Source organism: Paenibacillus swuensis (assembly GCF_001644605.1).
GTDB classification, from domain to species: domain Bacteria; phylum Bacillota; class Bacilli; order Paenibacillales; family DY6; genus Paenibacillus_N; species Paenibacillus_N swuensis.
In genome coordinates, this window is the sequence record NZ_CP011388.1 from 976500 (window position 1) to 1002706 (window position 26207).

Annotated in this window: 26 protein-coding genes; 6 read left to right on the plus strand and 20 right to left on the minus strand. The window is 52.8% G+C overall.

Features of this window, described 5'->3' with window-relative positions; genetic code table 11:
* Nucleotides 1-23: 23 nt before the first annotated feature.
* The 3 genes from SY83_RS04195 to SY83_RS04205 form a co-directional block, all read right to left on the minus strand.
* Nucleotides 24-371 carry a DUF4260 domain-containing protein gene (locus SY83_RS04195; protein WP_068604533.1) on the minus strand — a complete coding sequence of 116 codons (348 nt, stop codon included), beginning with the start codon at nucleotides 369-371 and terminating at the stop codon, nucleotides 24-26.
* A gap of 182 nt (nucleotides 372-553) precedes the next feature.
* Complete coding sequence (locus SY83_RS04200) at nucleotides 554-1144, minus strand: DUF3895 domain-containing protein (RefSeq protein ID WP_068604535.1); 591 nt, start codon at nucleotides 1142-1144, stop codon at nucleotides 554-556.
* A gap of 14 nt (nucleotides 1145-1158) precedes the next feature.
* Nucleotides 1159-1431, minus strand: a complete 273-nt coding sequence (locus SY83_RS04205; RefSeq protein WP_068604538.1) for a DUF1294 domain-containing protein — start codon at nucleotides 1429-1431, stop codon at nucleotides 1159-1161.
* A gap of 148 nt (nucleotides 1432-1579) precedes the next feature.
* On the opposite strand from SY83_RS04205, the gene SY83_RS04210 reads away from it, so the two are divergent.
* Nucleotides 1580-2749 (plus strand): M20 family metallopeptidase, encoded by a 1170-nt coding sequence (locus tag SY83_RS04210; RefSeq protein WP_068604540.1) that lies wholly within the window; start codon nucleotides 1580-1582, stop codon nucleotides 2747-2749.
* A 78-nt stretch (nucleotides 2750-2827) separates the two neighbouring features.
* Here SY83_RS04210 and SY83_RS23620 read toward each other — a convergent pair whose 3' ends face one another.
* The 5 genes from SY83_RS23620 to aspA form a co-directional block, all read right to left on the minus strand.
* Complete coding sequence (locus SY83_RS23620; RefSeq protein ID WP_269453472.1) at nucleotides 2828-2962, minus strand: hypothetical protein; 135 nt, start codon at nucleotides 2960-2962, stop codon at nucleotides 2828-2830.
* A gap of 27 nt (nucleotides 2963-2989) precedes the next feature.
* On the minus strand, nucleotides 2990-4033 hold the full coding sequence (locus SY83_RS04215; protein WP_231891427.1) for a DUF1835 domain-containing protein: 1044 nt from the start codon (nucleotides 4031-4033) through the stop codon (nucleotides 2990-2992).
* Between the two features lie 445 nt (nucleotides 4034-4478).
* Nucleotides 4479-5213, minus strand: a complete 735-nt coding sequence (locus tag SY83_RS04220; RefSeq protein ID WP_068604543.1) for an alpha/beta fold hydrolase — start codon at nucleotides 5211-5213, stop codon at nucleotides 4479-4481.
* A gap of 771 nt (nucleotides 5214-5984) precedes the next feature.
* A complete protein-coding gene (locus tag SY83_RS04225) occupies nucleotides 5985-7286 on the minus strand; it encodes a uracil/xanthine transporter (RefSeq protein ID WP_068604545.1) in 1302 nt (433 codons plus the stop codon).
* Nucleotides 7287-7319: 33 nt separating this feature from the next.
* Nucleotides 7320-8738, minus strand: a complete 1419-nt coding sequence (aspA, locus tag SY83_RS04230; RefSeq protein WP_068604547.1) for an aspartate ammonia-lyase — start codon at nucleotides 8736-8738, stop codon at nucleotides 7320-7322.
* A gap of 237 nt (nucleotides 8739-8975) precedes the next feature.
* Between aspA and SY83_RS04235 the strand changes: the two genes are divergently transcribed.
* From SY83_RS04235 to SY83_RS04250, 3 genes are all read left to right on the plus strand, one after another.
* Nucleotides 8976-10133, plus strand: coding sequence for a M42 family metallopeptidase (locus SY83_RS04235; RefSeq protein WP_068604549.1), 1158 nt, complete (start codon nucleotides 8976-8978; stop codon nucleotides 10131-10133).
* A 499-nt stretch (nucleotides 10134-10632) separates the two neighbouring features.
* Entirely contained in the window at nucleotides 10633-11163 is a 531-nt protein-coding gene (queF, locus tag SY83_RS04245; protein WP_068604553.1) for a preQ(1) synthase, read from the plus strand.
* A gap of 157 nt (nucleotides 11164-11320) precedes the next feature.
* The gene (locus SY83_RS04250) at nucleotides 11321-13294 is read left to right on the plus strand and encodes a peptidase associated/transthyretin-like domain-containing protein (protein ID WP_068604555.1); all 1974 of its coding nucleotides are present in this window, start codon (nucleotides 11321-11323) and stop codon (nucleotides 13292-13294) included.
* A 100-nt stretch (nucleotides 13295-13394) separates the two neighbouring features.
* Here SY83_RS04250 and SY83_RS23240 read toward each other — a convergent pair whose 3' ends face one another.
* The 6 genes from SY83_RS23240 to SY83_RS04270 all read right to left on the minus strand — a co-directional run bounded on the left by SY83_RS23240 (nucleotide 13395) and on the right by SY83_RS04270 (nucleotide 17677).
* The gene (locus SY83_RS23240) at nucleotides 13395-13562 is read right to left on the minus strand and encodes a hypothetical protein (protein ID WP_197479967.1); all 168 of its coding nucleotides are present in this window, start codon (nucleotides 13560-13562) and stop codon (nucleotides 13395-13397) included.
* A 35-nt stretch (nucleotides 13563-13597) separates the two neighbouring features.
* A complete protein-coding gene (locus tag SY83_RS04255; protein WP_231891372.1) occupies nucleotides 13598-14056 on the minus strand; it encodes a Dps family protein in 459 nt (152 codons plus the stop codon).
* Between the two features lie 143 nt (nucleotides 14057-14199).
* Nucleotides 14200-14370, minus strand: a complete 171-nt coding sequence (locus tag SY83_RS22590; protein ID WP_082882312.1) for a GapA-binding peptide SR1P — start codon at nucleotides 14368-14370, stop codon at nucleotides 14200-14202.
* Nucleotides 14371-14489: 119 nt separating this feature from the next.
* Nucleotides 14490-15434: an aldo/keto reductase gene (locus SY83_RS04260; protein ID WP_068604559.1), complete on the minus strand. Its 945-nt coding sequence runs from the start codon at nucleotides 15432-15434 to the stop codon at nucleotides 14490-14492.
* A 17-nt stretch (nucleotides 15435-15451) separates the two neighbouring features.
* Nucleotides 15452-16447 carry a Gfo/Idh/MocA family protein gene (locus SY83_RS04265; protein WP_197479968.1) on the minus strand — a complete coding sequence of 332 codons (996 nt, stop codon included), beginning with the start codon at nucleotides 16445-16447 and terminating at the stop codon, nucleotides 15452-15454.
* Between the two features lie 231 nt (nucleotides 16448-16678).
* Complete coding sequence (locus tag SY83_RS04270) at nucleotides 16679-17677, minus strand: aldose 1-epimerase (protein WP_068604561.1); 999 nt, start codon at nucleotides 17675-17677, stop codon at nucleotides 16679-16681.
* Between the two features lie 241 nt (nucleotides 17678-17918).
* On the opposite strand from SY83_RS04270, the gene SY83_RS04275 reads away from it, so the two are divergent.
* Nucleotides 17919-19190, plus strand: a complete 1272-nt coding sequence (locus SY83_RS04275; RefSeq protein ID WP_082882313.1) for an N-acetylmuramoyl-L-alanine amidase — start codon at nucleotides 17919-17921, stop codon at nucleotides 19188-19190.
* Nucleotides 19191-19319: 129 nt separating this feature from the next.
* On the opposite strand, the gene SY83_RS04280 is transcribed toward SY83_RS04275, so the two are convergent.
* The 6 genes from SY83_RS04280 to SY83_RS04305 form a co-directional block, all read right to left on the minus strand.
* A complete protein-coding gene (locus SY83_RS04280; protein ID WP_157279783.1) occupies nucleotides 19320-19619 on the minus strand; it encodes a hypothetical protein in 300 nt (99 codons plus the stop codon).
* 112 nt (nucleotides 19620-19731) lie between these two features.
* Nucleotides 19732-20067 (minus strand): hypothetical protein, encoded by a 336-nt coding sequence (locus SY83_RS04285; protein WP_068604567.1) that lies wholly within the window; start codon nucleotides 20065-20067, stop codon nucleotides 19732-19734.
* 716 nt (nucleotides 20068-20783) lie between these two features.
* Nucleotides 20784-21857 (minus strand): ABC transporter substrate-binding protein, encoded by a 1074-nt coding sequence (locus tag SY83_RS04290; protein WP_068604568.1) that lies wholly within the window; start codon nucleotides 21855-21857, stop codon nucleotides 20784-20786.
* Entirely contained in the window at nucleotides 21854-22654 is an 801-nt protein-coding gene (locus SY83_RS04295) for an ABC transporter permease (RefSeq protein ID WP_068610887.1), read from the minus strand. The genes SY83_RS04290 and SY83_RS04295 overlap by 4 nt, the downstream gene beginning before the upstream one ends.
* A 5-nt stretch (nucleotides 22655-22659) precedes the next feature.
* Nucleotides 22660-23469 carry an ABC transporter permease gene (locus SY83_RS04300; RefSeq protein WP_068604570.1) on the minus strand — a complete coding sequence of 270 codons (810 nt, stop codon included), beginning with the start codon at nucleotides 23467-23469 and terminating at the stop codon, nucleotides 22660-22662.
* Nucleotides 23459-24649 carry an ABC transporter ATP-binding protein gene (locus tag SY83_RS04305; RefSeq protein ID WP_068604572.1) on the minus strand — a complete coding sequence of 397 codons (1191 nt, stop codon included), beginning with the start codon at nucleotides 24647-24649 and terminating at the stop codon, nucleotides 23459-23461. The genes SY83_RS04300 and SY83_RS04305 overlap by 11 nt, the downstream gene beginning before the upstream one ends.
* Before the next feature lie 260 nt (nucleotides 24650-24909).
* Between SY83_RS04305 and SY83_RS04310 the strand changes: the two genes are divergently transcribed.
* The gene (locus SY83_RS04310) at nucleotides 24910-25572 is read left to right on the plus strand and encodes an oxidoreductase (protein ID WP_068604574.1); all 663 of its coding nucleotides are present in this window, start codon (nucleotides 24910-24912) and stop codon (nucleotides 25570-25572) included.
* Nucleotides 25573-26207: the final 635 nt, after the last annotated feature.

The following is a 26207-nucleotide window of genomic DNA, read 5'->3' on the forward strand; positions in this document are numbered from 1 at the left end:
TTATTGCGGTTCAATGGAGTGCGTCAAATTCGGTTTAGATGCGTATCTTTGAAATGGGTTTCGTATTTCAATCCATATCCCATGACCCGGTCCATCCCGATATGGGCTGTCCAAATGAGACCGACTTGAATCAGCATATCGCTGTTTGCCAGTATTCCCAAAAACAGGATGAGTCCGCTTATTACATACGTATGAGCAAGATTATACGAGATCGCACCGATCCGATTACCTCCTAAATAGCCAAACATAGACAAATCGGGAAGTAATAAAAAAGCAAAGAACCACAACAGTTTGTAATCACTCATCACATAGGCGTAAATGCAAGCGGCAAAAACAAGTAATCCCTCGATTTTGATCAGATTCCTATTCATTATAACCCCTTTGCTCTGTGGACCCTAGTCCACCGTTTATTCTCATAATAATACACTTGGATAAAATTTACTTGTAATATTTTATCAGAATAACGTCAAATAGCCCCACCTATAAACCAAGGGAAGGCTAGTTTGCTTGCACGTAATAATAATGTATAGCTGCGACCCGCTCGACCGCTGGCTTATCCCAGCCAGCGGTAGTGGCGATCCGCCGGATCCTGCGACATCAGCTCACACTGCCCTTCGGCGCACAGCTGATCCAAATACCGGCACACATCCGCGAATATGTACGGCTTCTCCGTAACATAACGCTTGTCCGATGCGCCGTGCTTCTTGATCAGCGTCTCGCATACCGCGCGCGCGCTCGTTTCCTGCAGCTTCAGCTCCTGCAGGGCGGCCAGGCGCAGATGCTCCGACAGCCTCGGCTGCTTGGCCGCCGAAGCGCCGGCGAACAGCACCTGCTGGCTGCCGAAAGCCGCCGCATCGGCTAGCGCTGCTGCAGTGGCCGCCGGCCCGCTCGCCGACGCGGAGCTTGCCGCAGACGCGGCCCTGGCCACGCTCAGCTCGTAGTGGCTCAGCTCCCTCTCCGCCTTCGCGGAATGGGCAGCCGTTCCTGCCGACTGCCCATTCCCGTAGGCTTGCCCCGCTGTCCCTGCGGCTTGCTCCGCCGGAGCCGATGCTGCCTCTGCAGCCTGTCCCGCGTCCCCTTCTTGCTCTCCAAACAAGTCGAATAGATCGCCTTGGTATAAATCCTCTTTCTTTTTGCGTGCCATCACCGGGCCCTCCCCTACATCCCTAACTTCGAAACCATATAATAAACAACCGCGATATTGAACACAAGTAACGCCGGAATGCCGTACCGGAAGGAAAGATGCTGTGTTTTGTGCCGAAACACCTTCATCCCCGCCAACACCCCTAACGCTCCGCCGAGAAAGGCCGCTCCGAATAAGTTGGTTTCCGGAATCCGCCACTCTTGGTTGCGCGCCCGCTTCTTATCCGTGCCCATCATGATAAATCCGGCTATGTTCATGACCGCCAGAATGACTGTTAACCATTGCATAGGTAGTACCCCTTTTGGACTGAACAAAATAGACGATACACACCCAGTCCTGCTAATTATTTAAGGGTAACAGCCTCCGCATTGAAACTCAAGGGGTGATTTGATATTGTGGATAGTAGATACAGGAAGAAAGTAGGCGCAGGGCCAGATGACCAAAGAGAGCATTTCCACTTGGATTGAATCACGGCGGGATGAATGGATTACCGTCAGTAAACACATATGGAACCACCCGGAGCTCGGCAACCAGGAGTATGAAGCGATGAAGTCGCTGACCGAACTGTTAGAGCGGTACGGATTCACCGTGGAGCGCGGCGTGGCGGGCATCCCCACAGCTTTCCGCGCGACATGGGACAGCGGGGCCGCGGGACCAACCCTGGCCTACCTGGCGGAGTACGACGCCTTGGCGGGGTTGGGGCACGCATGCGGCCACAACATCATCGGCGTGATGAGCGTGACCGCCGCCATCGCGCTGAAAGAAACGGGCGCCGTGCGGAGCGGCAAGCTCGTGGTGTTGGGCACACCGGCCGAGGAAACGAACGGCGCCAAGGTGCCGATGACCGAGCAAGGCTTCTTCCACGGCGTGGATGCGGTCATGATGGCGCATCCTTACAAGGCATGGGAGCGAAGCGGCGCTTCGATGGCCATCGAGGCCCTGCAGTTCAGCTACGGAGGCAAGGCCGCGCACGCGGCGGCGAACCCTCAGGACGGCATCAACGCGCTCGACAGCGTCATTCAGCTGTTTAACAGCGTGAATGCGCTCCGCCAGCATGTGACGCCGGATGTGCGCATCCATGGCGTCATCTCCCACGGCGGGATCGCGCCGAACGTGGTGCCGGACTTTGCGCAGGCGCAGTTCTACGTGCGCGCAGCGGAGAAGTCCACCTTGCACGGCGTGGTGGACAAGGTTCGCCGGGCGGGCGAAGCCGCCGCGTTAGCCATGGGCTGTACGTTGGACATCTCCAACTACGAGCTCAGCTATGACAACATGATCACGAATCAGACGTTGTCGGATCTGTTTACAGCCAATCTGATCGAGCTTGGCGTGAACCCGGCCGAGATCCAATCCGGTCTGGATCACGGCTCGCTGGATCTTGGCAACGTGAGCCATGTCGTCCCCGCGGTACATCCGTATGTGCGTGTCCCGGATTGTCCTTATGACTTGCACACACAGGAGTTCCGTGAAGCGGTCGGCGATGACCGCGGCATGGAAGCCTTGGTGTTCGGCGCTGCCGCGTTGGCGCGCACGGGATGGGACTTGCTGAGCGACCCCGCGCATCTGGATGCCGTTCGCGAAGAATTTAACGCACGCAAACATTAATGGAGTTAACGATCCTCCACACTGTTATATAAAAAAACAAGCCCGTCATGTTCCACAAGTGGACATAAGGGCTTGTTCTTATTGTTGTGATTTCTTAATTTCATCCCTAATCTCCATCAAAGTCCTCTCCACGCCGCGCAAACGTTTAATCATCGAGTACTGATTCGAAATCATAAGTCCGATCCCTACCGCTAATCCAATAATAAATAACATGTTGTCTCTCCCATCTGACTGTGTCCACTACTTCTTCACCCTCACGCTGTAGCGGTACATCGCCCCCGGCAAACCTGAAAACTCCAAGACGCCGTCGCTAATCAACGTCCACAACCGATATTCGATGTAAGAGTAACCGATGAGCTGCCCCCACTTTTCCGTTTCCTGCACGACTCGGCCCGCCCGGACAAACGCCTTATTCTGTCCGTGCCCGGAGGACATTCCTATAAAAAACAACCCCCGTCTCACGCGATTTTCACCCTGCGCCATATCGTCTTCTTCCTGCATTTTGTCCAAAAGAGACTTCACATCCAATTCCTCTAGATCCTGTTCCTGTTGCTCCTGTTCCTGTTGCTCCTGTTCCTGTTGCTCCTGTTCCTTTTCAGCTTCCAGATGTTCGATGATCCGAATCAGCCGTTCATCCAAGGAATCCTCGGGAACCGTTACAATCCGTCCGTCCTCCCACAATCGCAGCGTCCCTCCGCCTTCAGCAAGCTCTTTCCACTCTGCTTCCAACCTTCTCCTTTCCCCTTCTTGCAAAAGAAACTCGTCTCCCGCACTCTCTAACAACCCCTGAACATCTTCACTTTTCAATTGACCAAAAGCATATACTTTCGGCAGAAATGGTTCGTAAGAAGCCTCATATTGAGACACATTTATGGTATGGACAGGCGTCTTCCGCTCACGTAATACATGGAGCGCAAACCGGAGACCGACTTGCTCATGCGCGTTATCGCTATGCCAGATGATAATGTGTTTGCTCTCAGGTACGCTCTGAAGCAAGTCTATCATAGATTCAATCTGACCCTCGTGATTAGAACGATAAGAGTGGCTACATACAGGTTCTACACTATGATCCAACATCCACTCCATCCTTTGACGTCTGCCGGCTTCCTCTTCCAGATTCCAGAGAGGACCTTGCGAGAAAAGATCGTTAAGCGCATAGACTCTGCTTTCCGCCCGCTTGCCGATTTTACTAAGTGAAACCTTCATCGTTCCCGCGTCCGACATACTGAAAAGGAGATGAACATACGTTTGCTGCTCCTCCCACTCCGTCTGGCGCGTTCTCATTTTGTCCAAATGGATCAAGCCTCCTTGTTTAAACTGTCTATGACTAAGACGAGAAGAGCTACAGAAGGTTTCAGATTAGAACCTGGTACTAATACAAATATAACATAGGTAAGAGCACATATGGATTATGCGCTCAGATCACTATATTCTCATGTAAAATAAAGCACCTACGCTCATTTGAATAACGATAACCCAACATGTCTTCCCCACATAAACATTTCACAGCAGAATGTCCTTCAAAGCGTGGACACGGGATTGTTTTTGCACATAAGCCGGCGATATCTATAGGTAGTATTAGGATCAACTATTAAGACTCCACATATGGATAAAATGAGAAGGACCCCCGACTGTATCGAAATAAAACCGGTGTCTTTTATACGAAGGACATTGGGAACCATTTTGTACGTGAGTGATGGACATTTGGTGCGTTTACGTTGGAATGTGGTTAAATTTTGTTATCCAGAAATGTCCGAAGGGCTTCACTCAGGGCTTGAGGTTGACTCAGCATCGGCAGATGACCGCAAGGCAGCGTAATCGTATCATCCGCTTTGAGATTCGCCGCCGCGCTTTCTTGAATCGGCAAGCTTAGGTCGCGATCTTCAGCCAGCTTCACATATAACTTAGGAACATCCGGAGCATGCGTTTCATAACGGTCCAGATAAATCCGAGCGGAATCCGCGACAAAGTTGCGAGCAATGGTCTCTGTTTGTTCAGACGTCAGATCATGACACAGACTTTGCTTGATGGCGGACTCCGGCGGTTTTGTGCCAAGCAAACGAAGCATGATTCCCATGATCAGCCGGTTCGGGAACGGCAGTATGGACAGAAAGGACCCTCCATCCTTAGGAATAGCAGCCCCAACAGCAATATAACCTTTGACCCGCTCCCCCATAACCTCAGCAACCTTCAAGCCAAGCGCTCCGCCTAACGAATGAGCCACAATCACGAATTTGCGTACGCCCCATCGCTCAATCTGAGCTGTCATATGCGCGACATAGTCGTTGATCGTCAACGATTTCAGGGATCGTTCATCACCTGAGCGACCGGGATAATGTACCGCGAGGCATGGAACCTCCATCTCTGATATGACCGCATCCCAGATACTGCTGTTCAATCCTGCCCCGTGGATGAATACGATACCTATCTCTTGATCATTGTGTGCTTCAGTTATTTGATTCATTTTAATTCTCTCCCTCATCGCTTTATAACATCATCTTACAGACGTAACTCTGACAACCGTGTGTCAGTGATGAACCATGTTTTGCAACGAATTTGGTATAAATTAACCGATCCTGTGCGAGTGTCGTGGTGTGGGTACTGCTGTCGGGCGAGTGTCGTGGTGCGGGTGCTGCTGTGGGTCGAATGATGTGGTGTGGGTGCTGCTGTTGAGCGAGTGTCGTGGTGTGGGTACTGCTGTCGGGCGAGTGTCGTGGTGCGGGTGCTGCTGTGGGTCGAATGATGTGGTGTGGGTGCTGCTGTTGAGCGAGTGTCGTGGTGTGGGTGCTGCTATCGGGCAAGTGTCGTGGTGCGGGTGCTAGATTTGGGTGGATGTTAGGCTTGCGGCTGTTGGGCTGAGTTGTGCGTGCGGGTGGAATTGTACTCAGTACAACTAAACCTCTCTATTTGAATTTTGGAAGAGGTAACAGTTGTACTGGATACAACTCATAACATTTATTTCTGGGCCTTGCAGCCATTATAGATTGATCGGATGTAGATTGTACAATGAATGCCTTCTAAAGTTAATAATAAACTAAATTTATTGTAATTAGCACATTTAGCGCGTAAGGGCGGATTGCACGGCAACGCGGGGCGCGGCGCGATTTGCGTGCCGTGGCCTAGCGCGGCTTGTTTGGCGCAACTTAGCACGATTTGCGCGCTAAGGCTTGCGCCACTCACGCGCTTGGCGAAACTCGCTGCGGCTTGCTGCGGCATACAGTGGCTTGTTTCCCCTTTAACGCGGCTTCACTTCATAAGCATCCCACTTCACGCCGCGCTCCAAAGCGATGGAGAACAGCACGCCGACCAGGAGGCCGTTGCTGATCAGCGGGCGTACCGCACCCGGTAAGGACGCGAACACCGTCGGCGACACCGTCAACAGCGAGACCCCGAGCAGAACGGGGATGGCGATGCGGTAGATGGTTTTGTAGTTGTAGGTGACGCCTTCCACGTTGCGCAGGGCCGAGCCCAGCAGCTGCAGATAGGCCGCGAACAGCACCGCGTCACCGACGGAAATCGGCAAACTCGAGAAAAAGTTGCCGAGCACCGGTATGATGCCGATGAGCGTAAACATCGAGGCGCCGATAATGAACGGCGCTCGCTCCAGTATGCGCGTCGACAACAGGAAGCCGAGCGACGAAGAATAAGGCGCATACGGCACGGTGCCGAACACGCCGGACACGGACGTGAAGAGCCCGGTCCAGATGAGCGAGCGGCGTACTTGCGGCTCTTCCGTCTTGCGGTTATAAATCGGCTCAGCGCCCTTGATGCTGGCGATATTGTTCGTCATGTTGACGAGTCCCGCCAGGAGCGCCGTCAGCAGAATACCGATGTCGACGCTGGGCGAACCCCAGGGGAACAACAGGATGCCGCTCCCTCCTTCCGTTGCCGCTGCTTGCTCCGCCGGAACAGGTAACAACAACGTGTACGCGATCCATCCCACAATGATGCCGATCAGGATCGCATAGTTGCTGATCGTGCCTTTGCCCTTGATACTCAGCACAAGCACGAGAATGACGAGCCCCACGGACAAGCCCGCCTCGGGCAGATGAATGGTGGAGCGGGTCGTCAGCCCCAGCATGCCTTTAAAAAAGATCGAGCTAAGCTGGAACGACAGCAGAAACAGGAACACGGCCATCACGTTAGGTGTAAACCAGCGGGACAGCACTTTTCCCACCCCGAGCGCACCCAGCAATGCCACCACCAATCCGGACAGGATCAAACCCATGGACAGGGAACCGCCAAGCACTTCCAGGGACCCGCCGGTGGATGCTGTCGCGGCGCCAAGGCTTAGAATTAAACTCCACCACAAACCGGACTGACCCTCCATTAACGGAAGCTTGTGCCCGAACAAAGCTTGAATCAGACAAGCGGCTCCGGTCAAAATAAACGAGATCCGCATCGTCGACTCCACCGCTTCAGGCGGCAGCTGGAACGCGGCGCCCACGGACAGCGGGATGACTACGGTATTGGTGAACATAAAGAACAGCCATTGAATGCTGCCCAACAGATAGATGGATGTTTTACTTTCAGTCATGTGAATCTCCTTCGGTTCTCGGTCGGGTTGGATCTATTCCTGAATCAAAAGTCTCTCCCCGGAAATGCCCGGTGTCGTCATCTGAACCGGATCCAGAATTTCTTCGACCTCCGCTTCGGTGAGAATGCCCCGTTCTATAATCATGTCCTTAATATTGCCCCCGGTTTGCAAAGCCTCTTTCACAAGACGCGCCGCTACTTCGTAGCCCAGATGCGGGTTCAGCGCGGTCACGATGCCGAAGCTTTGCGCAACATATGCACTGCATCGCGCGTTGTTGGCTTCAAGGCCCGCAATTAGGAAGCGGTTGAATACATCGAGTCCGTTGTTGAGGATCTTAATGGATTGCAACAGATTAAACGCGATGACAGGCCCCATCACGTTCAGCTCGAACTGCCCCGCTTCGCAAGCCAGGCAAATCGTGTGATCGTTACCCATGACCTGGAAGGCCACCTGGTTCACGACTTCCGCCATCACCGGATTTACTTTACCCGGCATGATGGAGGAGCCCGGCTGACGCTCCGGCAGAATCAGTTCGCCTAAACCGGCGCGCGGTCCGGATGCCATCATGCGGATGTCGTTACAAATCTTCGACATATTCACCGCGCATACTTTCAAGGCGGCCGACAGTTCAATGTAGGCGTCGGTGTTCTGCGTGGCATCCACGAGGTCATCCGCTTTCCGAACCGGCACCCCGAAGCCTTCCGCCAGATGCACAATTACTTGCTCGATGTACTCGGGCTTCGCGTTCAGCCCTGTCCCTACGGCGGTTGCGCCCATGTTGACCGTCAACAGGTTGTCCGCCGAACGGCGAATCCGCTCGATATCTCGGCCCAGCACCTTCGCATAAGCTCCGAACTCTTGTCCAAGCCGGATGGGCACGGCGTCTTGGAGGTGGGTGCGCCCCATTTTGATCACAGCATCGAACGCCACGGTCTTCTCGGTAAAGCCCTTATGTAACTCATCCATCGTCTCCAGAAGTTGCTGCGTCAGCCGGTAAGCCGCCAGCTTCAGCGCCGTCGGGATCGCATCATTCGTCGATTGGGACATGTTCACGTGATTGTTCGGACTGCAGTGGAAATAGTCGCCTTTCTCCTTGCCGAGGTGCTCCAGCGCCCGATTCGCCAATACTTCATTCATATTCATATTAATGGAGGTGCCCGCGCCGCCCTGAATGGAATCCGAGATAAACTGGTCCGCCAGCCCGCCGATCGCTACCTCTTCCGCTGCCTTGATAATAGCCTCGCCGATGGGGCCTGATAGTTGATGCGTATCCATATTGGCGATGGCCGCCGCTTTTTTCACAATCGCTAATGATCGAATTAATTCCGGGTGCACCGGTGTGCCTGTAATGGGAAAGTTTTCGACCGCGCGCAGCGTTTGAATGCCGTAGTACGCCTCTGTCGATACTTCTTTTTCACCTAAAAAATCCTTTTCTATTCGCGTTGTTGCCATATGATCCTCTCCGTTTCCCGGATTAAATTCGCGCCGTTGTTCCCCCTAAGCATAGCAAGGTTCCCTAAACGACCGCAAGAGAAACCTTACACGGTTTGTAAATATTTAAATCAGCTCTAAGTATTATATGGAAAAATAGGGATTATTACTCTCCCATGTGCGGACGGGCTTTTGGGCGGTTTTTGCGTTATAATCGAAGAATATTCTTGTCTATTGTTATTAAAAGGAGCTGAACACATGAATGAAGATACGCTTCAATTGTTTCGCACGCTGACGGAAACGCCCGCGGCGCCGGGCCATGAAAGAGAATTGCGCGCATTTGTGGAATCGCAATTGTCTCAATACACGGATGAGCTGGTGCATGACCGTCTCGGCGGCGTGTTCGGTGTCTTCCGCGGCAACGAAGAAGGTCCCCGCATTATGGTCGCGGGCCATCTGGATGAAGTCGGCTTTATGGTGTCCTCCATCACCGACAACGGCATGCTTCGCTTCACCCCGCTCGGCGGCTGGTGGAACCAGACGATGATGTCGCAGCGCGTCCACGTCATCACGAAGAACGGCCCGATTGTGGGCGTCATCGGCTCCGTGCCGCCGCATCTGCTGGACGAGGCTACGCGGAACAAGCCGATGGATATGAAGCACATGCACATCGATATCGGCGCGGACAGTAAGGACGAAGTTCTCGGACTCGGCATTCGCCCGGGCTTGCCGATTGTGCCGATCTGCCCGTTCACGCCGATGGCCAATCCCAAGAAGATTATGGCCAAGGCTTGGGACAACCGCTACGGCGTAGGGTTGGCCATTGAGCTCGCGAAGGAGCTCGGCGGCCAAGCGAAGAGCGCCGGGGGCGAGGCCGGTTCGGCAGAGACTGCGGGTTCCACTGCGGCCGGTTCGGCGGCAGGCGGGGCAAGCGCGGCGTTGCCGAACGTAGTCTACACCGGTGCGACGGTGCAGGAGGAAGTCGGCCTGCGCGGAGCGAAGACGGCTGCGGCGCTGATCCACCCGGACTTGTTCTTCGCGCTGGACGCGTCGCCGGCCAATGACGCGAGCGGAGACCGCAACGCGATGGGCCAGCTGGGCAAGGGCGCGTTGCTGCGCATTCTCGACCGGGGGATGATCACCCATAACGGGATGGTCGAATATATTCTGGATACGGCGAGCACGCACAAAATTCCGTATCAGTACTTTATCTCGCCCGGCGGCACGGATGCCGGCGAAGTGCATTTGAACGGCATCGGCGTACCGTCGGCTGTCGTGGGCATCTGCTCGCGCTACATTCACACCGCGGCGTCGATCATCCATGTGGACGACTATGCCGCGGCGAAAGAGCTGCTGCTCAAGCTCGTCCGTGGCGCCGACCGCACGACGTACGAGACGATCCTCAGCAACCGTTAAGGTCGCTGCGAGGAAAAGGACCGGGATGGATACTTGGGTACTTGGGGTACTTGGGGTACTTGGGGTACTTGGGGTACTTGGGGTACTTGGGGTACTTGGGGCACTTGGGGCACTTGGGGCACTTGGGGCACTTGGGCACTCCTGCTTCAGTGCTAAGGTAACCATTTTCGCTTAGGTGCAGCTAAATTACGCTTATTTCGGCTTGACTCAGGTATTAAAACAAATTAGCGTAACGAAATTCGCTCAGAGGTCTTTTCGGCGACCTATGAGCGAATTTCGTTTCCTTATTCTCGGGAATCTCCCATATACCACGAAATATAGCGTAACCAGGCATCACCGAAGCGTAATTTGTTACCTTCACTTGCACCTGCACCTGCACCTGTACCTGCACCTGCACCTACACCTGCACCTGCACTGCACCTGCACCTGCGTCACAATCGATAAGAGGTTTGCAAACTCCCTCTCTAAAAAAACTAAACCGAAAGAAGCGATAACCAACATGTCACAACCTACAATAAATGGATCAACACCCGCACCGGGCAGAGCCCAAGGCGAGCTGCAAGATTTAACCTTGCTGGGCGATCAGCAGGTCAAGTATCTTTTTGAATACAGTCCGCAGATTCTCGAATCCTTTGACAATAAGCATCCGTATCGGGATTATTTTGTTAAATTCAACTGTCCGGAGTTCACCAGCCTCTGCCCGATTACGGGTCAGCCGGATTTCGCGACCATCTATATCAGCTACATTCCCGACGAGAAAATGGTAGAGAGCAAATCTCTTAAACTCTACCTTTTCAGTTTCCGAAATCACGGCGATTTCCACGAGGACTGTATGAACATTATCATGAATGACCTCATCAAGCTGATGGATCCGCGCTACATTGAAGTATGGGGTAAATTCACCCCCCGCGGCGGCATTTCCATTGACCCGTACACCAATTACGGCAAGCCTGGGACCAAGTACGAAGAGATGGCCTTCCATCGGATGATGAACCATGATTTGTATCCGGAAAAAGTGGACAACCGCTAACTTTACTTCAACCATAATTCACAAGACGCCTTTCCTCCGCGGTAAGGCGTCTTTATCATTTTGGAATAGAAAAGGAACTGGGAATAGAGCAGTAGAATAGTATAAGGGATGTTACAGATTGTATCATTACGCATCTATTTAATAGAGGAGGAACATAATGATGCTCCATAAGATCACCCAGGCCTTTCCCCGAATACTTACGTTTATGCTTCTATTCGCAGCCTTGCCTTCGACCGCCTTCGCCGATGATGTATTTCCGAATGAATGGAACCCTGAATCCCGTACGAACCTCTCAGAAACACAAACCCAGGTCCACTTGAATATGGCCGCCCACCAATTTGTAACTTCATCGGTTTATGTTGATGCTTATGTCCGAGGCGGGGAGTCCTCTGCTCTGACCGTTGGCTTGGGAAGCAATTTACCGGGCAGTTCTTTCTATTATCCGGTTGCTTATGGTCAGGTCGGCAAAGTCCGTCGGCAGATTGAATTGGATCCGTACGATGATTTTTATAACAAAGGACTTAAGTTCACGGTGAATACGAACGGCAGCCAAAACTTCATCACCCTTCCCCTGTATGTGGACAAGAGTCACCGCCTCCAGATGAAATACGCCACACCCGGCCGCGCGCTGGATTATGACGGAAAGCGGGTGCTCTATGCCGCGAATCGCTCGCTCTATATTCATGATACGGTCACCGGCGTGAAGACCACTGTTTTTGCCCAAAATAAAATTGTATCTTCAGGTCAACTTACTTCGGAAGGCTGCCTGTTTCAGGATGAGCAAGGGAATCTCTATGAGTGGTATAACCAGCAAGTGGAGCCCCTGAACGTCCAAGCTCAAGCACTTAAAATCTCAGGTCATTATGCAACATATACGGCTTCCGACGGTATTCTCTATCTCCGAAATCTGCTTACCCATACTTCTGCCCCGTTGACGTTATCGGGTGAAGTCCTTGAACTGGGTGATAACGGGGTGATCATTTACCGCGTTAACAACACCTTTTACAAATACAAGAACGGGGTCTCCAACCTATGGTTTGAGGAAAGCCCAACGGAGCGGCTCTACGCGTTTCATACCGACGGTCAAGCGGCGCTCTATGTTCTCGGCGACGACACCATGGCCCGACAAGTTAAATTCCACGGCGCCACGGGTGAAGTCAGTACCCTCGCCGCATTCACAGATCCGATTGCGACAAACTGGGTCACCACCGGTTTTGGTTACAATAAAGGCTGGGTCATATACTCCCGTCAAGCGCCTGGAACGATTACGCAGCAGCTCTTCATGATCAATCCTGCCGGACAACAGAAACAAATCATCGGTCCGAATAACAACAGTTCGTATGGTGTGTCTGCACTTAACGACGACGGCAAGGCCATCCTGACATTCGGAGGCTACCTATGCACAGTTGAGTTTAATGATCCCCGGCCTGTTCCATTCTCAGGAACACTTGGCCGCGTTAAATATGTAAACGGAGAACCTTTTCGCTTGATCGGAAACGCCTTGCTCGCTGTGACACCTTCCTCCGAGAGTATCTTTAGCGGAACGAATCCGGGAATGGGAAACACCATCAATCCTAATCACATATTTAGCGCTGCCTATACCGGCCATATTACAGCGGGTCCCGGGCTCCATGGGATTGAAATCCGCTCCGAATATATGGATGAGAAAGTAACCTTTACGACAGAGATTGCGGGAAATCAACTATTCATCAAGCCCAGCGCACCTTTGAAAGGAAGCAGCCACTACACGCTGTACCTGCCCTACAATGCCGTAACCGATCTGAAAGGCGTACCTACAGACGCGTACGATCACATTATCCGAACGAGAACGTATGGAGCTTGGCCGCAGCGGACCGAATTTAGCCTTAATGTTTGGGATCGCGGCGGTATCGATCATGCCCGTATTTCCGTTACACGCTTGGATGAGGACGGGAATGAAACGCCGGTGAACCAAGCCTTCACCGATTTGAGCGGATATTACAAAACAAAAATTCTACAAAAAGGAAAGTACCGATTCACGGTATCCGCCGATGGTTACGTACCCCAATCCATGATCATAAATATACAGAATAGTCGTGAGTCCGCATCCTTCTGGTTAAAACCGATTGCAACCGCTGCGGATTCCCAGTAACCCTATCTTCAAAGTCCCAAAATGAGAAAGCACCCGCTCCGCCATCCCGCGATTTTGCGGATATAGCCGGAGCGAGTGCTTTTTTTTCTAAACCTGCCGCTTATTGATAACCCTTCTTCTCGTTCGGCTTGTCGCCGCGGTCGTTGTCGATCATCGCTTTGCGATCGTCATTATGAGCTTGCTGCTGCTGTTGCGCTTCCAAGGCGTTGACTGGCGTTTCTTCCAGATCCTTGACGGTGTTCTCCAGGTTTTTGTCGGGTGTACCCATATCGTTCAGCTCCTTTTTGACCACTTCATAAGTAACTATTTCCCCAAAAACGAACTCAACATCCAATTGTGCTTCTCCACGCCCGAGTAAATCGCAAGCAGCATGTCCGCCGTGACTTCGTCGCCTTGTTCTTGCGCTATGGCTTGTCCGTCCTTGGACTCCTGCACCACCGTCTCAAAATCTTTCACCAGCGACGCCACCATGTTCTCCGCCTTTTCATCGCCTTGCGCTTCCTTGATGGAGGACAATTCCAGGCATCCTTTCATCGTCGCAATCGGTTGCCCGCCCAAGGTCAGCAGACGCTCGGCAAGCTCATCAATGTGCAGGGAAGCCTCATTGTACAACTCCTCAAACTTTACATGCAGCGTGAAAAATTGCGGACCCTTCACATACCAGTGGTAATTGTGCAGCTTCATATAAAGGACGCTCCAGTTGGCGACCTGTTGATTCAATACTTCGGTTAGCACCTTCGTTTTGGCCATAATACGTTTCATCCCTTCTGAATCTGTTCATTCCTCTATCACCCTTTTACTGTATCCTTTTTGTGGAAAAATATGCGAGGCTTTACGAAAACCCACCCCATGCGCAAGGAAAAAACCCCCTCCGAAACGGAAGGGGTCCCATGTCCAATGTATCATTAGTCTAACGCGTAATCCGGCAAAGCCGCCGCTTCCTTGCTTCTGCACTCCGAATGATCGCAAACCCCCGAGTACACAATTACACGGTCCGTATCCAACGTATCCACCATCGTGCCGCAGCTCCTGCAAACGATAACGCCCAGATGTAAACTTTTAGCGGTTTCCCTCATGGCCTGCCGTTCACCCTCTCCATCAGAATGAAATTCGTGAAGTATTAAAGTCTATTGGGCGGGGACGCGGAATATGTGTGAAAGCGCTATTTTTAATTTAATTGTAATCAAAATGATGCTCATCTTAAGTTCAATTCACTTAAATCCAACCATGCCAACTCCTCGGGTGTAAGCTTAATCTGTGTCGCATCCAGACAGGACTTGAATTCCGCTTCGTTTCGCGAGCCGATAATCGCCCCTGCTTGGAACGGTTGATTAAGTACATAGGCGAGCGCGATCTGAATCGTCGTCACGCCTTTGTCCGCGGCCATGGACTCGGCGCGGCGGTAGCGTTCCCAGTTGTCGTCATTGTAGAATACGCGAACGAGATCCGCATTGGACCGATCCTCGGGCGTAAACCGTCCCGTGAAAAATCCGCGCGACAAGGAGGACCAGGAAAGCAGCGGCATTCCGCTGCGGGTATGCCATGCAATTCCTTCGCTGTCCAAGCTGACACAATCCGGCCAATATGGATCCTGCGCTTTAGCCAGACTCAGGTTCGGACTGTTAAAGTCGAATCCCCGAAGGCCATGTTCAGCGGCATAACGGTTCGCCTCTTCCAAACGCTGATGCGTCCAGTTGGAACCGCCGATGGTCAGAATCCGGCCTGCTTCCAGATGCTCGTTGAGGATCTCGAGAATCTCGCCTACAGGAACCGACGGGTCGTCCCGGTGTAATCCATAGAGATCGATGTAATCCGTTTGCAAAGCTTCCAAACTATTGTACAAATCCTCGCGAATCTTCGCTTTACTCATGCGGGAGCCGTTCTCATCCGGATGCGCGCCCTTGGTGAAGATGTTCACCTGTGCCCGGTTCCCTCGGGCTGCAATCCATTGGCCGATACCGACTTCACTGCGTCCGCCCACATACCCGCGCGCGCTGTCCATCGTGTTGCCGCCAATGGCGACGAACTGGTCCATGACCTCGTTATCGGCACCCTGATCTCCGGACATCCCGATGAAATCCGTTCCCATCACCAGTTCCGATACGCCTTGCCGCAAACCTTGAATCTCGATAAGTTTCATCCCGTTCAACCTCCTGTTTAAAGTTCTACGCGAACCTTCTCGTAAGCCGATTTCAAGCAAGCATCCAGCACCTTCATATTCAGCACCGCATCCGAGACGGGGAAGGCCGAATCCACTTCATTCCACACCGTACGGGCAAAAACATCCGCCTGCAGCGCATACTGATTCAACTTCTCCGGCTGCTCTTCCTGACGGCCGTCCGCCGTGATTACGTAGAAATTGGGGTCGCCTACGAAAGCGTTCGGCACTTCAATCCGTCCGGACGTCCCCAGAATCTCCAGTGTGTTCCGGAAGTCGGCCCACATTCCGCAAGTAAAGGTGACCGCCATCCCTTTGCTGAACTCCAGCACCCCCGACGCCATCATGTCCACATTGTCATGCTCCGGCGACAACAGCGCGTGCACTGTCGCTGCGACAGGCTCTTCGCCGAGGATCAACCTCGCCGCGCTGATAGGGTAGCAGCCTACATCGTAGAGCGAACCCCCGCCCATATCCCGCTTGTAGCGGATGTTGGCGTGATCGGCGGCGTTGTTAAAGGTAAACACGCCGTGCAGGGCGCGCAGCTCCCCAATCTTGCCGGATTGGATGATCTGGCGGATCTGCTCGTACCGCGGATGGTGGCGGTACATGAACGCTTCCGCGAGATGGACGCCCGCTTGCCCGCAAGCATCGGCCATCCGCTGCGCCTCGGCCGCGTTCAATGCCAGCGGCTTCTCGCACAGGATATGCTTGCCCGCTTCCGCCGCGCGGATCGTCCATTCCAGATGCAGGTGATTCGGCAACGGTATGTAGACAGCCTCAATCGTGTCATCCGCCAGCAGCTCTTCATAGCTGCCGTAGGCTTGAGGAATGCCCAGCTTGGCTGCGGCCTCTTGCGACTTCTCCAGGTTTCGGGATGCAATAGCCGCAACCTCGCCGGTCTGAGATTGCTGTATACCGGGAATGACGGAATTTATGGCGATGCCGGCACAACCGAGAATGCCCCAACGCAGTTTACGCGTAGTCAGAATCATATGAGTTTGCTCCTTTTTTAGGTAGAGTAGGTGCAGATGAATAAGTTAGCGCTTTCTTGTCTTCATTTTCACTATACCAGTCGACAGCACCAACAACTATGGAGGAAACGAAGATTTCATATGGAGAGATGTAGGATGAACCGATATTTGGAAAACCCTATTCATTGCAAAAGACCCCAATCTTCGCAATCCGCGCGGATAAACGTAGACGGGGCCTGATATTTCAATAGGCTACTTCAGGTACAGACGGCTGGTTTCTTCCCAAATCTCGCCCGGCTGCAAACCGAATAATCCGATGTCGTCGGCAGGCAGGTTCGAGAAGGGCGCATTGACCAGATTCACTTGCGGTTCCGGGCAGAAAAACCCTTCCGTAGCTCCATTGTTCCAGATCATCCATTGCTTGTAGGAAGTCCCGCAATCGTAGACCAGCGTGACATTGTGTTTGGTGTCTGTCAGCTCCATGCGATTCCGGCCCTGTTGCGGCAGCACCGTGTAATGGTTGTCCAGTGACTCGAAGAACGGGTACACGCCCCCGTCACGCAGATGCCGCTCGTTCTCGTTCAGCGGTTGGTAGCGGCCGGTCGGCAGCATGCGCTCGGACATTTCCCAGCGTTCACCTACGGTGAGCTTGAGCAGGTAATCCTTTGCGGAGCTTCCCGGTACGAACGGCGCGTTGATTGAAGTATGGAACGCGATCAGACAAGGCATCTCGTCCTGGCCTTCATTGCGCACCAACAGTTGCTGGGACAATCCGTCGCGGCTTAGCGCATAACGAAGCTGTAACGTAAAATGATGCGGAAGGTATTGATAAACACTGTGGTTTTCGTCTACAGTTAAGGTAACAGTAACATAGCTCTCCTGCGCGTTCACGCCGTAGTCGGTTACGCTCCAGGCTACACTGTGCACAAAGCCGTGCAGATGATTGCCCGTTGCTTCTTCATTAACCGGAAACTCGTACACTTTGCCTTTCCAAGGGAACTTGCCGTCTTCGAAACGGTTGGGCGGGAACAGTACAGGAATCCCGTGAATGAAAGGTCTGGCTTTAAAGGAAGGCATCTCTTCTTCCGTAGGTTCATGCAGAATGTTGTATCCGCTTTCGATATCCCGAAAAGCGATTAAATTCCCCCCGATTTCAGGCAAAATCGCAGCTTCATAACGACCATAATTGAACCATATGGCTTTCTCACCTTGGTAAGTACCCTCATACGCTTTATTCTGTTGCTGGCTCATCGTGCACGCTCCTTTAGTTAACAACCTTAATTTTTTGAACCGGTAAATGTACACTTGTACACGTCGTTACTAGATTATCACACTCTATTGCTCATGACGAGCGGTGAGACTTCCAAACTTTGTTGGTACATCGGGACGATGATTCCGGGTCTGGGTCCATTGTAGCAATTATGCCAAATGTAGGTGCACAGGGAGCTGTAACGGGTAAGTATATGGGGTTATTCATCCGGATTGCGAGGTTATGATGAGAAAAATAGCAGGCATTACTCTAATCGTTAGCTGTATGGTTTGGAATTCAGTGGGCGTGTCTCCCGCTGTGGCGCAGAGCGGGTTGACGTACACCGCGGAGGTTCATGCCTCCTCCCTGAATATTCGCAGCGAGCCGTCCCTTCGCTCTTCCGTGAAGGGCTCTGTGAAGAAAGGCGGCGTTGTGACCGTCACCGAGGAGCAGCATGGTTGGCTTAAAATTCGAGCGGGCGAGGTGAGCGGTTGGGTGGCGGGCTACTATTTATCCAAAAGTTCCGGGACCGAAGAAGCATCCGCGTATGCTTCTGGCTCAAGTTCGGGTAAAGGCGGAGTGACGAGCGTCGCCGCCGCTTCTGCGCAGGAGGACGATGCTCACAGCCAAGCCGGAGCCTCTGATTTGTCCTCTGGTGCTGGCAGATCCGGCTCGTCCGCCTCTGACTCACTTGGTTCGTCTGGCTCATCTGGTTCCTCTGCCGGAAATTTCGCCAAATCCTCGTCGCAAGCTACCGTGATCGCTGATGTGTTGCGTGTCCGCGGAGGCCCTGGGACCCACTTCAAGGTACAAGGCGCCTTGAAAGAAGGTGACGGTGTCGCAATTATCCAACGTCAGAACGACTGGTTGCAGATTCGCACCACCGGCGGTGAGACCGGTTGGGTGGCCGCGCAGTATGTGCGAAGCAACGGTACGGCGGGATCTGCCGGGAAAGCCGCTTCCAGCTCCAAAGGACTGCGGGGCAAAGTCATCGTAATCGATGCCGGACATGGAGGAAACGACCCGGGCATGGTCGGCTCCACCTACGAGACGAAGGAACGCGAGCTGAACCTGAACACGGCGGAGTATGTGCGGGACGAGCTTCGCGCGATGGGCGCTCGGGTGGTGATGACGCGTACATCCAATGAGGACAAGCCCGGGCTCTCCGAGCGAGTACGGATAAGCGATGAGGCGGATGCCGACGCGTTTGTCAGTATCCACTACAACTCGTCGCCCAAGAAAGTGTCCGGCACGCTGACATTCTACTATTCCGAGTCCGGTGACCTGCGCTTGGCGCATGCGATAGAGAGCCGATTAAGTGACGGAATCGGTCTGAAGAGCAATGGGGTGTCCTTCGGAAACTACCATATCCTTCGCGGCAATGAAACACCGTCCGTGTTGGTGGAGCTGGGTTTCTTGTCGAATCCGAAAGATGAGCGCATTGTGCGCGAAACCTCCTACCAGCGCAAAGCCGCGGAGGCTGTTGCCAAGGGCTTAAGGGATTATTTTTCTTGAGGACGATATGATACATAATAGTGGAATTCGAGGCAATCTTCCATGAAGAATCCGGTTCGGATGATGAGATGGAGTTGTTATAGACCAAAAGAAGGAAGCTGATGCACATACCGCGCCAGCTTCCTTCTTTTATGTACAATCCTCGACTACTGTGACTTCATTATTTTTGATCGTAACCTTAGAGTGTCCGGATAATGTTTCTGTGTAGGAACATATGGTCTTTTTCACGGTGTTCCCTTTGGAATCCGTGTACTTCAGATATATGCTTCCTTCGCCGGTCATACGAAGTTGCGGTGTGAATTTGACTTTGGTTTTCTTTTGGATGGTACGGTTATATGTTGCCGACGGAGTTCCTTTCGTTTGTCCACTCGAGTCCACACCGATTTCAATAGCCTTCACAGCATGATCGGACTGATTATGAATCACCACCGTAAAATTCCTAAATAAATTCAGTACACTACTAATTTCAGGAATTGCCTTAGCTATCACGAGCCCAACACTAATCGTCGCTATTAAAACCAGGAGTATCAATGTGTTCTTTTTACTCATGCTTGTTTTCCGCCACCCTAACAATAGGATATGCCGCTAAAAGCAACAACGTAATGTAAATATATTGCTCAAACGTTTTTTTGAACAGCTCATGGGTCCATCTTACCTCTCCAATAATCCAGTACGCCACCGGGTTGGAGATGCCGATTCCGTCGTTTACCTCTGGGATCAGGCTTTGGGTGTAATTTTGACCGAGACAGGCCACCGCTAGCAACGAAAAGCCTAGCGCGAGTGCGATTCCTTTGGAGAATGGTTGACGTATGCCTTTCTTTTTGAGCATGAAGGTAATGAGTACGATTGCTAGAATACAACCCGCTTGAAACAGCATACTTTCCCTCCTTAAAAAATGGGATCCTGGGTAGGTCATCTCATATAAACGATCTCGCTCAGAATAAAGTTTCATTCTCCAGGGCACGATCTATCTCCCAAACTACGAAAACGACGTTATCCCTTTAACTCAGCAGCCAAGCTCTTAATATTCACTTCAGGCTCCATGGGCACGATTTATCTCCCTAACTACAAAAACGACGATATCCCTTTGACTCAGCAACCATGCTCTTGAATTTCACCTCAGTCTCCATGGGCACGATCTATCTCCCAAACCATTAAAACGACGTTATCCCTTTAACTCAGCGTATTAGAAGCTGTCAATTAGGAGAATTAACAAGCTGAGTCATCGGGATATCGTACTTTCTCGCAAAAAAGAGATACCTGGGTGCTCAAGCTGAGTCATCGGGATATCGTACTTTTTAGCGAAAATGAGATGCCTGGGCGCTTAAGCTGAGTCATCGGGATATCGTACTTTTTTGCCAAAAAGAGATACCTGGGTGCTCAAGCGCTGAGTCATCGGGATATCGTACTTTTTTGCCAAAAAGAGATACCTGGGTGCTCAAGCGCTGAGTCATCGGGATATCGTACTTTTTTGCCAAAAAGAGATACCTGGGTGCTCAAGAGCTGAGTCATCGGGATAACCCACTTTTTCACGAAAAGAGGTTAGCGACTCGCACATGCACAAGCACAAAAAGAGGGCCATCATCGGCCCCCCTACTTGCTATGCATTTTAAACTCGAGGAACAACTCGTTGTAATGGGCCAGCATGCGCTTGCCCAAATTCTCGTAGACCTCAAGCTTCTCCGTCAGCTCAGGTCCCGGGTAGAAGCGCTCATCGCCGGATATCTCCTCCGGCAACAGCTTGAGCGCTGAAGCGTTCGGCGTCGAGTAGCCGACATACTCCGCGTTCTGCGCGGCATTCTCAGGGTCCAGCATGAAGTTGATAAACGCATGCGCGCCCTCGATGTTGCGGGCCGTCTTCGGAATCACCATGTTATCAAACCATAGGTTCGATCCCTCCGTCGGCACCACATAATCCAGCTTCTCGTTCTCCCCCATAATCTCCGAGGCGTCGCCGGACCAGACCAGGCCGACGGCCGCTTCTTCGCCGGCGAGCAGCATTTTGATCTCATCGCCGACAATCGCCTTGATGTTCGGGGTCAGCTCCCCCAGATGGCGCTTCGCCTCCTGCAGGTGCGCCTCCTCGGTATCGTTCAACGAATACCCCAGCGAGTTCAGTCCCATGCCCATCACTTCCCGCGCGCCGTCCGCAAGCAAGATCTGGTTCTTCAAGGACGGATCCCAGAGGTCGGCCCAGCTTGTCAGTTTTTTGCCCCCTAACAGCTCCGAATTGTACACAATCCCCACCGTTCCCCAGAAATACGGTATCGAATACTGATTCCCAGGGTCAAACGGCAAATCCATATAGCGCGGATCGATATGCTTCAGATTCGACAGCTTCGATGAGTCAATGGGCAGCAACAGCCCTTCCTGCTTCATCTTCGCGATCGCATACTCCGACGGCACGCTGATATCATAGGTGGTCCCGCCTTGCTCAATCTTCGTCATCATCGCTTCATTGCTATCGAACGTTTGATATATAACTTTTGTACCCGTTTCCTCTTCAAACTTCTCCAACAACTCGGGATCCACATAGTCGCCCCAATTGTAAATCGTCAGCGTATTGCCCCCGGAGTACCCCTGCTCGGAGTTCAAATAAGAAGTCAGATACATCAGCCCGAACGCCACGATGAAAATCAACGCAAAGGCCCGCACTAATCCCTTCATTGTTTAACCTCCATTCCTACCGCCAGCGCTTTGCGGCGGTTTAGGAAGTAGTACCCGAACACGAGCAGCGCCGTGAACAGGAATAACAGCGTAGACAAAGCGTTGATGGTTAATGAAACTCCTTGCCGCGCGCGCGAGTAAATTTCCACAGACAGCGTGGAGAAGCCGTTCCCCGTGACAAAGAACGTGACCGCGAAATCGTCCAACGAATAAGTTAACGCCATAAAGAATCCGGCAAAAATCCCCGATTTAATATAAGGCAGCACCACTTTCGTCAGCACATCCAGCCGGGAAGCGCCCAGATCCAACGCCGCATCCACAAGATTCGTGCTCATCTCCTCGAGTTTCGGCAACACCATAATGACGACAATCGGCACACTGAACGCGATATGCGACAACAGTACGGACACAAAGCCCAATTTAATGCCAATAATGGTAAACAGGATTAAGAAGGAAGCACCCACGATCACATCCGGTGAAACGATCAGCACGTTGTTGAGTGTGAGCAACACATTCTTCGGCTGGCGTCGCCGTACTTGTTGGATGGCCAATGCCCCCAGCACGCCCAATATGGTAGAAATCGCCGCCGACAACAGCGCCACAACCAGCGTGTTCAACACAATGATCAGCAGCCGCGTGTCCGCGAACACTTCCTTGTACCAGTCGAGTGTAAACCCTTCAAACTCATGCATGTTCCCGCCGCTGTTAAACGAATAGTAAACGAGGTAGAGGATCGGCGCGTACAAAATCAGGAACACCAGCATCAGATAGATGTTGGAGAAACGGTTGCGTCCCATTGCTGTCATCGTGCGAGCCCCCTCTTCCGGTTCCCCGTAATAATCATAATCAACGCCATCGCGATAATCAGGAATACGGCAATCGTCGCGCCCATACCCCAATCCTGCGTGACCAGAAAGTGCTGCTCAATCGCGGTACCCAGCGTAATAACACGGTTTCCCGCAATCAGGCGCGTGATCATAAACAGCGACAACGCCGGGATAAAGACCGCCTGGCATCCGGACTTCACGCCGTTCAATGTCAACGGAAACACGACCCGCCGGAACGCCGTCCAAGACGATGCCCCCAGGTCCTGCGCCGCGTAGACGAGGGAGGGGTTCATTTTCTCCAGCGCATTATAAATCGGCAAGATCATGAACGGCACAAAAATATACACCGACACAAACACAAAACTAAAGTCCGTAAACAAAATTTGCCTCGTCCCGATCCCCACCAGCTCCAGAAACGCGTTCACAAAGCCGTAGGTGCCGAACAATCCCAAGAAAGCGTAAGCCTTCAACAGCAGATTTATCCAACTTGGCAAAATAACCAGCAGCAACCACAACTGCTTATGCTTCGTCCGTGTCAGCAAATAAGCCGTAGGATACGCCACCAGCAAGGAGAATACGGTAATCAGAAACGCGTACCAGAACGAGCTTAGCGTCATCCACAGGTAGGTGGGCGTGAAGAATTTAACATAGTTACCGAACGTGAACTGCCCCTCAATGTCAAAAAAGGAATAGTACAATATCAGCACAATCGGCGCAATAACAAACAAGCCGATCCAGGCTACATAAGGGATAAGGTACAGGTTCCGAGCATTGTTATTGTTCATGGCCTGTACCGCCCAGCCCGCTTATCCCGTTCCCGGGTCCGTTCCCCGTTTCCTCATCGTCGTCATACGCTTCCAGCCGCGCGTCGAACTCCTCTTCCGTCTCGCCGAAGCGCATCACGTGAATGGCTTCCTCGTCGAAGAACAGACCGATCTGCTCGCCTACGACGGCTTTCTTCGTGGAATGCACCAGCCAGCGGTTATCCGCTTCATCATAGGAGATGATCTCGTAGTGGACGCCGCGGAACAGCTGCGAATCGACACGCACCTTCAGCTTCCCGTTCTCCGGTGTGGTAATCTCCAAGTCCTCCGGACGGATTACAATTTCCACCGCTTCATTCGGTTGGAGGCCTTGATCGACGCATTCGAATTTTTTGCCCACAAACTCGACTTCAAAGTCCTGCACCATCCGGCCCGGCACAATGTTAGACTCCCCGATAAAGTCCGCCACGAAACGGTTAATCGGTTCATCATAGATGTCGATCGGCGTCCCGCTCTGCTGAATAATGCCTTGATTGAGCACAAAAATCTCATCCGACATCGCCAGCGCTTCCTCCTGATCATGCGTAACAAAGATGAACGTGATGCCCAGACGGCGCTGCAGCTCGCGAAGCTCGTATTGCATCTCGGTGCGCAGCTTCAGGTCGAGCGCGGATAAAGGCTCGTCCAGCAGGATGACCTCCGGCTCATTCACGATCGCGCGGGCAATGGCGACCCGTTGACGCTGACCGCCGGACATCTCCGTAATTTCCCGATTCTCGTAACCCTCGAGGTTAACGAAGCGGAGCGCCTCGAGCACCTTGGTGCGAATCGCATCGTTTTTCAATTTTTTGATGCGGAGGCCGAAGGCGACATTTTCGAACACATTCAGATGAGGAAACAGCGCGTAATCCTGGAAAACCGTGTTCACTTGGCGCTCATTCGCCGGGACGCGGTTGATAATTTTGCCATTGAAATAAATGTTACCTTCAGATGGCTCCATAAAGCCCGCGATCAGGCGGAGAATGGTCGTTTTGCCACAACCGGATGGTCCCAGCAGCGTATAAAATTTACCCCGTTCATTCTCAAAACTAACGTTCTTCAACACGGGCTCGTCTTGATCATATCTCTTGGTCACATGCTCAAAGCGGATAATCGGCTGTTCCGTCTGGAGTGCCGCCGCTGGTATGCTCGTTATAGCCATAGTCGGGTGTGCCCCTTTCCTTGTAAACCGGTCAGACCGGGAGTTATGTATAATTTCATATGGTAAAATGTAACTGGGATAAGGTTGAGCATAGTATGTCCATTTTTGGCAAAACATCCGGATTACGTTAAACATAATACCATAAACCACCCGTTTTTGGGGCAAAAGCACCTGGTTTCCGTTATTTCTCGATTTGGCTAGCCGCGTATTCGAATGCTACACTGAATGTATAAAACCAAAATGTATCGGAGGTATCACCTATGGCGGGAAAAACAGCGCTGATCGCAGGCGCAAGCGGATTGATCGGAAATGAATTGCTTCATATATTGCTGCGTGATGATACCTATGCGCGGGTCGTCGCTGTCGGGCGGTCCAAGTTAGCTGTTGAGCACCCTAAGTTGGTTCAGCATCAGGTTGATTTTGATCGTTTGCAGGATGCGGAATCTTGGCTGGAAGCCGACGATGTGTACTGCTGCCTCGGCACCACGATCAAGAAAGCCGGCAGCCAGGAAGCGATGCGGCGGATCGACGTGGAGTATCCGCTGGCTTTGGCGAAGCTGGCTCGGATCCGAGGAGCCCAAACGTTGGCCGTCGTCAGCTCCATTGGAGCTGATCCCGCGGCATCCAGCTTTTATCTGCGCATGAAGGGGGAGCTGGAAGAAGGCTTGAAGGCGCTGGCGTATGACGCGTTGCACATCTTCCAGCCATCCTTGTTGCTGGGCAATCGGGCGGAGTTTCGTCTGGGTGAAAAAGCCGCGGAGATTTTGGCCAAGCCGCTTTCGGCGGTGCTGTTCGGGAGCATGCGCAAGTATCGGCCGATTCATGCGCGCGTTGTCGCCGCCGCCATGTTCCGGGCCTCGCAGCAGCCGGCGCAGGGGGCTGTGACGTACACGTCGGATCAAATCGCCCAGATGGGCGGTTGATCCGACGTGGGCGGCTGGGGCGGCGGGCAGCCGTGGCGGGCCGGAGGCGCGGGGATAGCGGGCTGGGGCGCGGCGTGGGTGGCGGGCTGCGGCGCGGCGTGGCCATGGGCGAGCCATTTGTAGCGATATCGCTACTACTGCGCCTCACCGCGGCTTCGCCAAGGGCATTTGTAGCGTTTCCGCTACAAATTGCCCCACTCGCGCGCTCGCCCGGGCCATGCAGCCGCCATTTGTAGCGATATCGCTACTATCGCGCCTCACCGCGGCTTCGCCAAGGGCATTTGTAGCGTTTCCGCTACAAATCGCCCTCTCACACGCTCGCCCGAGCCATGCAGCGCCATTTGTAGCGATATCGCTACTATCGCGCCTCACCGCAGCTTCGCCAAGGGCATTTGTAGCGTTTCCGCTACAAATATCCCCGCTCGCGCGCTCGCCCGGGCCACGGCCCGCCTTTTGTAGCGATATCGCTACTATCGCGCCTCACCGCAGCTTCGCCAAGGGCATTTGTAGCGTTTCCGCTACAAATTGCCCCGCTCGCGCCCGCTCCACCCGCGGCCCCGCCTTTTGTAGCGATATCGCTACTATCGCGCCCTCACCGCGGCTTCGCCAAGGGCATTTGTAGCGTTTCCGCTACA